The organism is Pseudoalteromonas sp. S1610 (assembly GCF_005887465.1).
Classification (GTDB): domain Bacteria; phylum Pseudomonadota; class Gammaproteobacteria; order Enterobacterales; family Alteromonadaceae; genus Pseudoalteromonas; species Pseudoalteromonas undina.
The window spans coordinates 1-13,205 of the sequence record NZ_PNDI01000043.1; the positions used below are offsets into that span (position 1 = coordinate 1).

Below are 13,205 nucleotides of genomic sequence, written 5' to 3' on the forward strand. Positions count from 1 at the left end.
CCAATTGCTATAAATCATATCGTTGAGTGAGGTCTACAGCTATCGTTGTAAAAAATTCGAGGAGTTATTAATATTCAAACACGCACTTAAGGGGCCGCATTAGTAGCATGGCTGGGAGGCTCGTTTCGCATCTAATTACGATAAATCATGCAGTGGAGTCCGAAGCTACTGTTGTACAACGATTCTAAGAGCGCCCTTAATATTCAAACACGCACTTAAAGTGCTAAATCTGTAGCAGTGATGAGTGAGGCGTTTTAATTCCTATTTTACCACTAAGTCATATCGAAGGATTAAGCCCGCAGCTACCGTTGTACAGCAATATTAGGGGCTTTTAATATTCAATCACGCACATACGAGTTGCCCTGATAGGATTTCATTTTTTATCCGATAGACAGTAGCAACGCTGCAATCAGCGAGTTTAGACACTTCTTCTGCCCCAAGGTTTTTGTTTATGTACCTAACGACCTTTTCTCTAGTCGCTTGATTTTTACTACGCCCGCCAACCTGTTTCCCCTCAGCCTTTGCTTTGGCTAATCCCTGCTTAATTCTCTCACGGCGCTTATCGTTATCCTGGCGAGCCATGGTTGCCATTAGGTCGAGCAACATATTGTTGACTATTTTTAGGATATTACTTGTAAGCTCATCATCACTAATGAGGGTGTGGGTAGTTGGTAAGTCAGCGACTATAAGGCGCAGACCTTTTTCGTTAATGATTGCTTTTAGCTGATACCACTCATCAAGGGGAAGACGAGAGAGGCGGTCGACGCTTTCGACAAGAAGTATCTCATCAGCCTCAGACTCAGCTAGCAGTAAGCCTAGTTTAGGGCGTTTTAATTTAGTGCCAGTGTAGTTCTCAACGTACTTCCCTACGATAGTTATGGCATTACTCTGACAAAAATCAGTAAGCTCCTGTTCGGCTCGGTAAGCGTCTTGCTCTTGTGTGCTTGCTCTCATGTAGATTCTAGCGTTCATATATTCTCACTTCTCATTAGCCTTTTGCGTAACTAACTTCATTGATAAACTCTCAATAGCCATTCGATTAATTGGCTATTGAGAGTTAATACATATCAGCCTGACGATGTAAAAACACCTCACTCAGCTATAGTCAATTGACACCACATCATGACTTAACCTTCTGACGCTCATCGTCTATTTTTTGTAAGTCTGCGTCGAAGCTAGATAAGAACTCATTTTGGTCTTCATCAATTAGGGCGTCAGTTTCTTTAAATGCATCAGCCGGAGAGTTCATACGGAGGTTTTGTATGTTTATAGCTTGCTTCCAAATAGAGATGTCTTCATCGGTCATTTTAGTCAATGGGAAAAAGAGGTTCTCTTCGCTGTAATAGTTATTAGGTATCTCTAACTGCGGCAGGGGAAAGTCATCACACTTTACAACATACCTTTTGCTCTTTCTGCTGAACTCTACGTATTCAAGGCTTCGACTCTCATCGAAGTACAGTTTCGTCCCATCAAGGTACGCATAAATTTGTAATCGATGCATTGCAGTATTGAAGCGCTTCGGCTCTTTTAAAAGGTCTATTAAGTCGGGGAGTATTAGCTCAGCTTTTTCAACGTGGCTATCCTTTTTCAAGCTCTGTAGCTTTTGGCATATATCCTCGACCTCTTGCTCTATCGTTAGAATATGCTTAAAGGCATGACGTACAGTTGCATTATCACCAGTCTCTTCTGCTTCGTTAGAGACCTCCCTGTAGTTGTCTAGTTTTACCGATAATTTACTCAGCTGCCTGTTTAAGGTACTTTCTTGTTGGAGCCTATCTTTATGTAGCTCTGACTTGGTCAGCTTTTCAAGTATGGTTCGACGTGAATACTCGAAATAAAAATAATGTGCGATGATAAGAGGGAACGTACTTTTTGTCGTGCAATCAGGGCTCTTGATGCCCTTACGCTGAGTGTTACTACACCTTAGTAAAGGAAGGCTATAGCGCCCTTTCTTCTTATTATAGCTGCGCTGGATGCTCATTCCGCAGCCACAACCCTTGCAACGGATTAAACCACTAAGTGGCCATTCGCTATCAGGCTTAATATTTTTATACTTACGGTTTTCGCGAATATCTTGTGCTTGGTAATACGTGCTTTCATCTATAGCTGCCTCATACACCTTGTTCCCACGCCACAAGCCGATTACTGAGTCCTTAGTAATCCAATCCATTACAGTGCTAGGGTTAGTTTTTTTCAAGAAAGAGGCATCGGGGTACTTCTCTTTTATGGCGTTGAGTATATTTCTTTGACCTTGGCCTGAGAGGTAAAGGTCGAAAATATCTCTAATGATGCCTTTATGTTCGTTGCATGTACCATCACTGTTCAGCCAAAAAGGGCGTCGCATCTTAGGTACAATACCTTGCTTAGCGTTTTCTTCACGCCTTACATAGCTACCCTTGACTTTTCTAGAGCGATACTCTGAATCTTCATAGGCGGCTTTTATTTCAAGTATTAGCTCAATCCGTCCAACAAGATCATTAACATCCTCAGGCTCATATATCTTATCCTTCTTAGTGATCGCAATAGACACTCCATGCTTCCAAAGCCTTTTAAGTAGACTTTCGGCTTCGTCGAGATCCTGGCGTGTAAGGCGGCTAAAGTGTTCAATTAATACTATCGATTTAGACTCGATTAGCCCCGCCTCAAGGCGAGCAATAAACTCACCTAATGCGCCAGTCGATACGTTTTTACCTGTGTACGCAGAGATACCTTCATCAACAATCTCTTCTGCAAGCTCACATTCTGGGTGCCTGCTTAGCCAACCTTTAAGCTGTTCCGACTGCCTATGTAAGGAACTGTTACCTCTTTGTGCATCCGAGCTAAACCGCTGGTAGGCATATACTTTACGTTTCATAATCTTTAATTTCGATGTAATTTAGGGTGGATATTATTTGATGTGCACGAGTAGGTCAATAGTGAGCTAAAAGCGGCACAAAGTGCGATGTTTTTAATCCGTAAGTATGCGGTAGATAAAGACAGCAGTGATGCACTACTTGAGTGGCTAAAACCGTTTGAAACGCTTATTTATAAACGTGAGGGGAACTGGCGTGATTTAGCGGCTAAAAATAAACTGACAAAGTCTATTATTCCTAAATCTAACTCACCTTATGGACAAGACTTAATTGATAAAATGGTGATGTTAATAAAAGAAGAGTTGCATCACTTTTATCAAGTGTTGGAAATTATGGGTGAATACGGCGTTGAATATAAAAGTATAACCCCATGTCGTTACGCTAAAGGTATGTTACGTAATGTTAAAACGTTTGAGCCCAATGCATTAGTTGATAAACTTATTGTAGGTGCGTACATAGAAGCGCGCTCATGTGAACGTTTTGCTGCGCTTGCCCCGCATGTAGATAAACGCTTAGGGGACTTTTATATTTCACTGCTTCGCTCAGAGGCTCGCCATTATCAAGATTACTTAACCCTTGCTCAAGAAATTGCTGACTTTGATATTACCGAGCGGGTAAAAGAATTTGCTGAAATAGAAGCGCATCTAATTACATCAGACGATGAAGACTTCAAATTTCATAGCGGCGTACCTATTACTGCTTGCCAACAACCCGCATAATTTACACATAAAGCTGCTACCAGTTAAACAGCAAACTGTTGTAGCAGCTAATTTTAATTAAATTCTTTTTAAATTAGACACATCCAATACCCTCACCTAATATTAGAATAACTATTTAAATTATTTAAATTATTTAAATTATTTAAATTATTTAACTTATTGCTTTGTAATTCATTTTAATAACAAGGTCATACCTTATTTATTATTGGGTGAGAAGATATGCAAGATAAAGAGGGATTGTTTGTATTTGCAGCTGAAGAAGAACAGGCAGATACAGAGCTGAAAGCATGGAAAATATTAACCGTTGAGGATGACCTTGATTATCAGAACGCGTTAGTTAATAGCTTAAAAGAATTAAAAGCCAAGGATGGTTATAAATACGAGCTTTTAACAGCAAATTCTGTGCCTGAGGCTGCTCTTGCGCTGAGTATGCACCCAGACATCGCACTCATATTTATAGATGTAGTAATGGAGGAGGATGACTCAGGTCTGCGTTTAGTAAATACTATTCGAGAGGTTATTGGTAACGCAGAAATGCGTATTGTGCTGTTAACAGGCCAACCAGGTTTTGCACCAGAGAGCGATATCATGAAAGTACTTGATATCGATGAATACTGGAATAAATCAGATATTTCTGCCGAGAAGCTGCAATCAATTGTTAATAGTAACATGCGCACTTGGGAATATATTTCACAAATCAAGTCAGCCAAACAAGGTTTACAGTTGGTACTAGACGCGTCTAGAAGTATTAACGGTAAGCATGACATGGCCTCTTTTTCTTATGCTGTACTTAAAGAAATTAGTAATATTTTAAAAATAACCGAAGGCGGCGGTATTTTCTGCTCGAGTAATGTAAACCCTGGCTCTGAAAGTTTAATACTTTCTACACATGGTTGCTTTAGTGGCACTAAAGGGCAACCTGTGGAACCTAACCTGCCTGCAGAAATGCTGCAAGATTTTAAACAAGCGACCAGAGAGCGTCGTCATATATTCTCAAAAAATCACAGTGTGTTTTTTTTCGAAACGCATACTTTGCAAGGTCAGGATACTGACTACATAACGATTGTAAAATCTGATAACCCTATCAATGAGCAAAATGAATATTTACTTAAAGTATTTAGTGAAAATGTTAGCACGGGATTTGCTAATATTTCGTTGTTGAATCGCTTAACTGAACTTGCTTACACCGACGTATCACTTAACTTGCAAAACCGTAACTGGCTAACCCGTGAAATAAAGAATATGAATGCCCATGAGCGGCTAAAAACGCGATTAGTCATTTTTGATATTTATCAGTTTGATGAAAAAGCGTTTACTTTCGGGAATGACTTTTGTAATAAATTAATGAAGCTAGTTCATCAAAGTATAGTTGATTCTTTTGCTAAGTATGAACCGCGGATAGCATTAATTAGTAATAAAACATTTGGCATGCTAGTCAGCGTTGACTTTGATATCTCAGATGCAATTAGTTACTTTCAAAATAAGCAAAAGTTCGAAATTGAACAGGTGAAGCAATATATTGATGTGCGTATATTGGAGTTGAAGTTAAGCGCTGCTTTAAACTTAACACCTGAAAAAGTGATTAGCTTAGCAGAGTCTAGTCTTAACTATACGGGGGAAAACCAAGCAAAGTATATTCAGCATACTGAGGAAAAAACAGATCAAATTACTCGTCGCTATGAGTTGATGGCTGAGCTTAGAACGGCTATAGGTAATAAAAGTTTAGAGGTGGCATTACAACCCAAAATCAGCTTATCAACCTTGAAACCAGCTGGTTTCGAAGCACTCGCTAGGTGGCAAAGAGCCGATGGTAGTTTTGTTCCCCCCGACGAATTTATAGAATTAGCAGAAACAGCCGGATTAATTAATGAACTAGACCATGTAATTTTTGAGAAAATACTAGAGACTATTAATCAACTTAAAGAGCAAGGCTGCAACTTACCCGTTGCATTTAATGCATCCTCTTATGATTTAGTTGAACCAAGCTACTTTGAACAAATAAAAACTAAAATTGAAGAATACAGTATTTTGCCTTCTATGCTTGAGCTAGAGGTGACAGAGACACAAGCTATAAGCAACTATAGTTTAATTAAAGAAGCGCTTGAGCGGTTCATTGCTTTGGGTATGAAAGTCAGTATTGATGACTTTGGTACAGGGTATTCGTCTTTGGCTCACATTAATGAAATACCGTCTACGTCGATAAAAATAGATCGCTACTTTGTTAGTGACCTTGAGTTTAATGACAATAATCAATACATGATTAAGATGATATTGTCTTTGGCAAAGCAATTTGACTTTTCGGTGATTGCTGAAGGCGTTGAGAATGAATTTGAGGCCCAGTGGTTACAACATCAGGGGTGTGAAACGGCTCAAGGTTACTACTTTGCTAGGCCATTATTTTTTAAAGATTTAATAGTGTGGCTAAAACAGTTTGAAGTGAGTGCGAATGAATAGCCTTAACAGCTTGCCGGTCGGCTCAAAAAAAAGTGTGCTGATAAAGTCTTTGTTTAGTTTATTTATTACTTTATTTGTTGGCTGGCTTATTTATGAACAAGTATATCAAGAAAAAATAAACACCATAAAAACCAAACAAGATGAAAAGTTAGTACTTATAAGTAGTGATTTTTCCAGAGAGCTCAGCAGTATTAAAAAGCTCACGCTTATACTGGCACAGGGACCCGCATTAAAAAGTGATAAACAAGGCAAACCCTTTCAACAAGAACAAATCAGAGATGAGGTAAATAACTATTTTTTAAATTTCGCCGCTATCTCTAATAATATCTCGCAAATCCGCTGGCTTGATACTCAAGGTCAGGAGCAATACCGTATTAATGTAGTGAATGGTGCAGGCGAAATTGTAGCGCCCGATGGGTTGCAAAATAAGCAAAACCGTTACTACTTTCAAAAAGGGATGCAAATTAGTGCGCCTGATATTTTTGCTACAGAAATAGATTTAAACATAGAACGCAACAAAATTATAAAACCACACCAACCAACAATCCGTGTAACCTACCGTACTAGCGAAGAAAATTACTTTTTAGATGGCCTATTGGTGGTCAATTTTAACTTAGATTATCTATTTAATCAGATCAAAAGCTATAGCCAAGAAAGTACTCATATCAGCATTTTGAATCATGATGGTTTTTGGTTGTTAAATAAAGATTCTCGCTTAGAGTGGGGGTTTATGTATGGTAAGAATGAGCAAACGCTTGCCATTCAAGAACCACGGTTTTGGCAGCAAATTATTGATGGCAAAGTCGAGTATGGTTCGCATTTTTTTAATAATAGCCTTTATACATATCGACGTTTTTCTATTTTTTCGCTACGTGAAAACACAGAAAAGATCAGTAACACCGATAAAGAGTTAATTATTCTTATCAGTAGCCCCGATGAACTTCTATTAAGCGCGCAAAAAGTCGCATTAAAACTAGCTCTTTTATGCAGCAGCGTACTCTGCTTAGTAAGTTTTGGCTTTATTTATCGTGAGTATAGGTTTCAAAACCAGTTAGTAACTCTGTCGCATAAGTTGCATATAGAAAAAGTAGAGCTGGGCATTGTCAATCGAGAGCTTGACGAAACGATTAAACAACAACAGAAATTACAAGAGGGGTTAATTGAAGCGCAAAAATTATCTTCACTCGGGTTGTTAGTTGCTGGTGTTGCCCATGAGATGAATACCCCGATTGGAGGAGCCGTTATTTCGGTTTCTAATGCCGATATGGCATTGAATAAATTAAATGAAGCCATGAAGAAAGGGCTAACTAAATCAACCCTAGAAGACACAACTACACGCATTGGAGAGAACTTAGCACTGGCAAAAGTTAACTTAAATAAAACAGCGGTGTTGGTGAAAAGCTTTAAAAAAATGGCGATTGACCGCCATAATGATGAGTTTATTGCATGTGATATTGAAAAAATCATTCAAGAGTTATTATTGACATTAAACTCTAGGTTAAAAAGCTCGCCGATAAAAGTGAAAACTATTTTTTTACTTAATAAACAAGTGATTAGTTTGCCAGGTATCATTTCTCAGGTTGTTGAAAACTTAGTGATCAATGCGTTAAATCACGCTTTTGATGAAAAGCAGGAGGGCGTAATTGAAATAAAAGTTGAACAAGCGACTAATAATAGGGTGAGGCTGAGCGTGTCAGATAATGGTAAAGGTATTAACGCTGCGATAAAGGCAGATATATTTGAACCCTTTTATACTACAGCTAGAGGTAAAGGTAACACGGGTTTAGGTTTATATATGGTTTATCAATGGGTAACTCAAGTTTTAAAAGGGGAGATTTCGTTGCAATCTGATCTAGGCGGTAATGAAGACTACAAAACACAATTTGTTATTTTACTGCCAGAGCTTGCCACAAAAACTCATTACAATTAATTGTTAGGAGCGTTATAAAGGCGTTGAAATTAATTGTTGTAACTCGGGGGTAACCACTAAATATGAACCTTGAGTATACCAATCGCCTAACACAGTGCGAGTTAGGGTTTGGTTATTAACTTCATAGGTATGTACATTAGGGCGGTGAGTATGGCCGTGGATCATATTAGCCACGTTATGCTTAGCAAAGGTCTCTAATACAGCGCTTTGCACTACATCAAGTATTTCTATAGGTTTGTCTGCTTGACTAAGTTTGCTTTTTTCACGTGCATCACGGGCTATTTTCTTTCGATACCATAATGGCATAGCAAGCATTAATTTGGGCCACCACCAACCACGACTTTTTTGACGAAACTTTTGATACTCAATATCCTGAGTACACATTTCATCACCATGTAAAATTACAGTGGGAGTGCCGTAAAGGTCGATCACTGTTTGCTCATCGAGTAGAGTCATTCCTGCCATATTGGCGTATTTTTCACGCATGATAAAATCGCGATTACCGTGTACAAAATAAATGGGGATACCCGAGTTACTAACTGCTTTTAATTGTTTGGCAACTGCTGCTGATAGTTCGCTAACATAATCGTCACCAACCCACACTTCAAAAAAATCACCTAAAATATACAGCGCATCTACTTTTTGAGGAGCAATATGGGAGTGTAAAAATTTAAAAAATGCCGCTGTAATATCAGGGCGATTTTCACTCAAATGTAAATCTGCAATAAAGTAGGTTTGGCGAGTCATGGTAGTTCCAGTTAAATAAAAGCGGGTGAATACCCGCTTTATGTATTCTGTGAAGAATAAGGGGGTTTTAGCTTACAGTTACACTTTCAATTACCACATCTTCAAGTGGTACATCTTGGTGAAAGCCATTGCTACCTGTAGCAACACCTTTGATTTTATTTACTACGTCCATGCCTTCTACTACTTCAGCAAACACACAGTAACCCCAACCTTGCGACGTTTCGCTGCTGTGGTTTAAAAAGTCGTTGTTATTCACGTTAATGAAAAATTGCGCTGTAGCTGAGTGTGGATCAGGCGTACGCGCCATTGCTAAAGTACCTACTTTGTTAGATAGGCCGTTGTTAGCTTCATTTTCAATTGGGTCGTTTACTTCTTTTTGTTCCATGCCCGATGCAAAACCACCGCCTTGAACCATAAAACCATCAATTACACGGTGAAAAATAGTGCCGTTATAAAAACCTGAGTTTGCATACTCTAAAAAGTTTTTTACTGTATTTGGAGCTTCGCTTTCGTGCATTTTAATGGTGATATCACCAAAGTTTGTGTGTAGAACAACCATGAGGTTTCCTATAGCTGGTTTAAATATTGGTGCTATTTTATCGTAGTTGACTCAGATTAACAAAGTAGATGTTATGTTTGTTATAAACCGCTAGAGCCCATGCTTAGCAAGTGGTAACATAGCTTTTCTGTTAATCGTGAAGGAAAGCAACTAAATGGTACAAATATACAACACACTGACACGCCAAAAAGAACAATTTAAACCTATGGTCGATGGAAAAATCGACATGTATGTGTGTGGTATCACCATTTATGATTACTGTCACATTGGCCATGCACGCACATTTGTGGGTTTTGATGTGATTGTTCGCTATCTTCGTCATTTAGGTTACGACTTAAAGTACGTACGTAATATTACCGATGTTGATGATAAAATTATCAAGCGCGCAAATGAAAACGGTGAGGCGATTAACGACTTAACCGTGCGTATGACTAAAGCCATGCATGAAGATTTTGACAGTTTAAATATGCTACGTCCTGATGTAGAGCCAACGGTTACAGGTCACATGGATGAAATTATTGCTATGGTTGAGCGTTTGATTGCCAAAGGCCATGCTTATGTTGCAGCCGATGGCGACGTTTTATTTGATGTATCAACCTTTGAGCAATACGGAGCACTTTCGCAGCAAGATTTAACTATGCTGCAATCGGGGTCACGTGTGGAAGTAGCACAAGATAAAGACGATCCTCTTGATTTTGTTTTATGGAAAAAAGCTAAAGCAGGGGAGCCATCGTGGTCATCACCTTGGGGAGAGGGGCGCCCTGGTTGGCACATAGAATGTTCAGCAATGAGTTCAAAGCACCTAGGTGAGCACTTTGATATTCATGGTGGTGGTTCAGATTTACAGTTCCCACATCACGAAAACGAAATTGCGCAATCATGCTGTGCTAACAACGGCCAATACGTTAATACTTGGATCCATACCGGTATGGTTCAAGTGAACAAAGAAAAGATGTCTAAATCATTAGATAACTTTTTTACCGTTCGTGAAGTATTAAAGCAATACGATGCTGAGTCGGTTCGCTACTTTTTAATTTCTGGTCATTACCGCAGTCAACTTAATTACTCGCAAGAAAACTTAGACCAAGCACGTTCATCACTTGAGCGTATTTACACGGCATTACGTGGTGTTAAGCCAGTTGAATGTGAGCTTGAGGGTAATGAGTATGTAGCTAAGTTTAGAAAAGCTATGAATGATGACTTTAATTCGCCAGAATCATTACCGGTTGTATTTGAAGTTGCTAAAGAGCTAAACCGAGTAAAAGAAAGTGATAGCGAAAAAGCAGGACATTTAGCCTTTGTTCTACGCAGCTTAGGTGAAATACTTGGTATTGCTCAGCAAGCACCAGAGGCATTTTTACAAGGCGGTCAAAACGACGATGAAGTGGCTGAAATTGAGGCACTGATAGTCAAACGTAATGACGCACGTGCCAGTAAAAATTGGGCTGCAGCAGATGAAGCTCGCGATGCTTTAAATGCACTGGGTGTAATACTTGAAGATTCAGCGGGAAAAACAACGTGGCGTAAAGCATAGGGTTTGTCGACCTTGGCAGATTTAGCCATAACGCGCTGATCACAAAAAAAGGGTTACCATAGGGTAACCCTTTTTTGGTTATATCAATTGCATTAAATTGATTATGTTTTTAATAAAATTGACGCTGTTGACCTCAATCATAGTTGAGGTTTTAAACTCGCATTCATCAATTTAAAAATGGAAAATTAATGAATATTTTACTTGCCATGATCCCTGCTTTTTTATGGGGCACGACTTATGCAGTGACTAAGTACGCAACCCCAGAGTGGCCACCAATCTTATTAGGTGCCATACGCGCACTTCCTGCCGGTTTATTGTTGTTGCTGTTTAAACCTTCTTGGCCAACGGCTAAACAATGGCCAGGCATTTTTCTGATCGGCGCAATTAATATTGCGTTATTTTTTAGCTTTATTTTTGTAATGGCAATTAACCTACCAGCAGCTATCGCAGGCGTGGGAATGGTATCTGTCCCTGTGGTTGCATTATTATATGCATGGCTTGTAAAGCGACAACAGCCAGCGCTGGTGCAAGGTTTTTGTGCGCTTGCTTTGGTGGTTTTAGCATGGCGCTTATTTGATCCACAACATATAGCACTTAATGTTTTGGGGGGTTTGGCGTTGATAGGGGCGTTATTAACTATTGTGATAGGCAGTACGCTGGTAAAAAAAGTAACGGCTAAAGTACACTGGTGGACGGTACTCACGTGGCAGCTAATCATTGGTGGCAGTTTGCTAGCAATTGCGGCTATGGTTCAAGCTTTTTATTTTGCCCCTCAGCAGTATCAATTTTTAACTGCATCAATAAATACCACGCAATGGCTGGCGTTATTTTGGCTGGTGGTCCCTAATACTGCTTTGGCTTACATCCTATATGTATGGTTATTAGGGCGAATGTCAGTAGTTGAATTTACTTTTGGCACTATAGCCAACCCAATTGCCGGTATTTTATGTGCAGGAATATTAATTAACGAGCAGTATGCAAGTTGGCAATATGCAATTATGTTATTGATGATTGTGTTTTCGGTTTTGCCACAAGGCTTGGACTTAATAAAACGAAGAATGATGATACAAAAAGCCCGCAATTAAGCGGGCTTTGCATTACTTTATTTTTTATTGATTAGCTGTGATATTTCTCACACGCTTCTAACGTATTTTCAATTAAGCTGGCAACTGTCATCGGGCCTACACCGCCTGGTACAGGGGTAATAAAGTCAGCTTTTTGTTCTGCAACGGCGTATTCAACGTCACCCACTAACTTACCGTTGTCTAAACGGTTAATACCCACATCAATAACAATCGCGCCTTCTTTTATCCAATCACCCGGAATAAACTCTGGCTTGCCTACAGCAACAACCAGTAAGTCAGCACGGCGAACATGGGTTTCTAAATCTTGTGTGAACTTATGACAAACAGTAGTCGTACAGCCAGCTAACAATAATTCAAGTGACATAGGACGACCTACAATGTTAGAGGCGCCCACAACCACTGCGTGCATACCTTTGTAACGCACACCCGTTGAATCTAATAAGGTGATAATACCCTTTGGCGTACATGGGCGAAGGGCAGGCATTCGCTGCGCCAAACGACCAATGTTATAAGGATGAAAGCCATCAACATCTTTATGCGGAGTAATACGCTCAAGAATTTTTTCTGCATCTAGGCCTGCAGGTAAAGGAAGTTGTACTAAAATACCGTCAACTTCGCCATCAACATTCAATTCATCAATTAATGCTAATAGCGCTTGCTCTGTTGTGTCTGCGGGTAAATCAAATGATTTAGAAATAAAACCCACTTCTTCACAGGCTTTACGCTTTGAACCAACGTAAACTTGGCTTGCTGGGTCTTGTCCAACAAGCACCACAGCTAATCCTGGGGCTCTAAGGTTTTGTGCAACACGTTCTGAAACTCGTTCAGCCACTGCGCTACGTACTTGTTTTGCTACTGCTTTACCATCAATGATGTTTGCCGTCATGGGTGACCTTTAATTAGGTTAATTAACTTGATACCGATACATTTAAAAAACGAATGCATATATAGGGGTTAAAATGCCGATAAAGAAAAAGACCTTCACCTTACTCATTTTTTAATATGGCGGCTATTTTCGCAGAAAAGCGGTTGAGCGCCAAGTTGCTTTTAAATTATAACCCCCCGAATTATAAAAAAGAGTTTAAATTTTATCCCTGTATCGTAATATTTGACCATTATGAACTAAAAATGAGCAATTGATTTGTTTTCTTAAAAAAACGTTTGACCTAACCCGGTCAAATCACTATTATGCACCCCGTTGTCAACGAGGTCACTCGCAGACAATAGTAAGTATCGGCGATTAGCGCAGTTTGGTAGCGCACTTGGTTTGGGTCCAAGGGGTCGCAGGTTCAAATCCTGCATCGCCGACCATTTTTATGTTTACG

Annotated in this window: 9 protein-coding genes, 1 tRNA gene and 1 pseudogene; 6 read left to right on the forward strand and 5 right to left on the reverse strand. The window is 39.4% G+C overall.

Annotation, left to right across the window (positions count from 1 at the left end; translation table 11 throughout):
* Positions 1-342: 342 nt before the first annotated feature.
* On the reverse strand, positions 343-972 hold the full coding sequence (locus tag CWB77_RS13945) for a recombinase family protein (RefSeq protein ID WP_138623247.1): 630 nt from the start codon (positions 970-972) through the stop codon (positions 343-345).
* Positions 973-1,120: 148 nt separating this feature from the next.
* Complete coding sequence (locus CWB77_RS13950; protein WP_138623249.1) at positions 1,121-2,854, reverse strand: recombinase family protein; 1,734 nt, start codon at positions 2,852-2,854, stop codon at positions 1,121-1,123.
* A gap of 63 nt (positions 2,855-2,917) precedes the next feature.
* On the opposite strand from CWB77_RS13950, the pseudogene miaE reads away from it, so the two are divergent.
* The 3 genes and pseudogenes from miaE to CWB77_RS13965 all read left to right on the forward strand — a co-directional run.
* Positions 2,918-3,571 (forward strand): annotated as a pseudogene (miaE, locus tag CWB77_RS13955) (tRNA isopentenyl-2-thiomethyl-A-37 hydroxylase MiaE); the annotation flags it as partial.
* Between the two features lie 219 nt (positions 3,572-3,790).
* Positions 3,791-6,025, forward strand: coding sequence for an EAL domain-containing response regulator (locus tag CWB77_RS13960; RefSeq protein ID WP_138623250.1), 2,235 nt, complete (start codon positions 3,791-3,793; stop codon positions 6,023-6,025).
* Positions 6,018-7,955 carry a sensor histidine kinase gene (locus CWB77_RS13965; protein WP_138623252.1) on the forward strand — a complete coding sequence of 646 codons (1,938 nt, stop codon included), beginning with the start codon at positions 6,018-6,020 and terminating at the stop codon, positions 7,953-7,955. Before CWB77_RS13960 ends, CWB77_RS13965 begins: the two co-directional genes overlap by 8 nt.
* A gap of 12 nt (positions 7,956-7,967) precedes the next feature.
* On the opposite strand, the gene CWB77_RS13970 is transcribed toward CWB77_RS13965, so the two are convergent.
* Together CWB77_RS13970 and CWB77_RS13975 are read right to left on the reverse strand one after the other, a co-directional pair.
* Positions 7,968-8,702, reverse strand: coding sequence for a UDP-2,3-diacylglucosamine diphosphatase (locus CWB77_RS13970; protein WP_010388059.1), 735 nt, complete (start codon positions 8,700-8,702; stop codon positions 7,968-7,970).
* Positions 8,703-8,769: 67 nt separating this feature from the next.
* Positions 8,770-9,261 (reverse strand): peptidylprolyl isomerase, encoded by a 492-nt coding sequence (locus CWB77_RS13975; protein ID WP_008111051.1) that lies wholly within the window; start codon positions 9,259-9,261, stop codon positions 8,770-8,772.
* 154 nt (positions 9,262-9,415) lie between these two features.
* Here CWB77_RS13975 and cysS point away from each other — a divergent pair, with 154 nt between their 5' ends.
* Positions 9,416-10,795 (forward strand): cysteine--tRNA ligase, encoded by a 1,380-nt coding sequence (gene cysS / locus CWB77_RS13980; protein ID WP_138623254.1) that lies wholly within the window; start codon positions 9,416-9,418, stop codon positions 10,793-10,795.
* Positions 10,796-10,983: 188 nt separating this feature from the next.
* Positions 10,984-11,880, forward strand: coding sequence for an EamA family transporter (locus CWB77_RS13985; RefSeq protein WP_138623256.1), 897 nt, complete (start codon positions 10,984-10,986; stop codon positions 11,878-11,880).
* A 31-nt stretch (positions 11,881-11,911) separates the two neighbouring features.
* On the opposite strand, the gene folD is transcribed toward CWB77_RS13985, so the two are convergent.
* Positions 11,912-12,766 (reverse strand): bifunctional methylenetetrahydrofolate dehydrogenase/methenyltetrahydrofolate cyclohydrolase FolD, encoded by an 855-nt coding sequence (gene folD / locus CWB77_RS13990; RefSeq protein ID WP_008111045.1) that lies wholly within the window; start codon positions 12,764-12,766, stop codon positions 11,912-11,914.
* A gap of 348 nt (positions 12,767-13,114) precedes the next feature.
* On the opposite strand from folD, the gene CWB77_RS13995 reads away from it, so the two are divergent.
* A tRNA-Pro gene (locus tag CWB77_RS13995) sits at positions 13,115-13,191 on the forward strand.
* Positions 13,192-13,205: the final 14 nt, after the last annotated feature.

What these genes read in the sequence shown, in the direction of transcription:
- CWB77_RS13975 (WP_008111051.1), bottom strand. Translation starts at nt 9,261, where the DNA reads ATGGTTGTTCTACACACAAACTTTGGTGATATCACCATTAAAATGCAC.
- CWB77_RS13945 (WP_138623247.1), bottom strand. Translation starts at nt 972, where the DNA reads ATGAACGCTAGAATCTACATGAGAGCAAGCACACAAGAGCAAGACGCT.
- CWB77_RS13960 (WP_138623250.1), top strand. Translation starts at nt 3,791, where the DNA reads ATGCAAGATAAAGAGGGATTGTTTGTATTTGCAGCTGAAGAAGAACAG.
- CWB77_RS13965 (WP_138623252.1), top strand. Translation starts at nt 6,018, where the DNA reads ATGAATAGCCTTAACAGCTTGCCGGTCGGCTCAAAAAAAAGTGTGCTG.
- CWB77_RS13970 (WP_010388059.1), bottom strand. Translation starts at nt 8,702, where the DNA reads ATGACTCGCCAAACCTACTTTATTGCAGATTTACATTTGAGTGAAAAT.
- CWB77_RS13985 (WP_138623256.1), top strand. Translation starts at nt 10,984, where the DNA reads ATGAATATTTTACTTGCCATGATCCCTGCTTTTTTATGGGGCACGACT.
- folD (WP_008111045.1), bottom strand. Translation starts at nt 12,766, where the DNA reads ATGACGGCAAACATCATTGATGGTAAAGCAGTAGCAAAACAAGTACGT.
- cysS (WP_138623254.1), top strand. Translation starts at nt 9,416, where the DNA reads ATGGTACAAATATACAACACACTGACACGCCAAAAAGAACAATTTAAA.
- CWB77_RS13950 (WP_138623249.1), bottom strand. Translation starts at nt 2,854, where the DNA reads ATGAAACGTAAAGTATATGCCTACCAGCGGTTTAGCTCGGATGCACAA.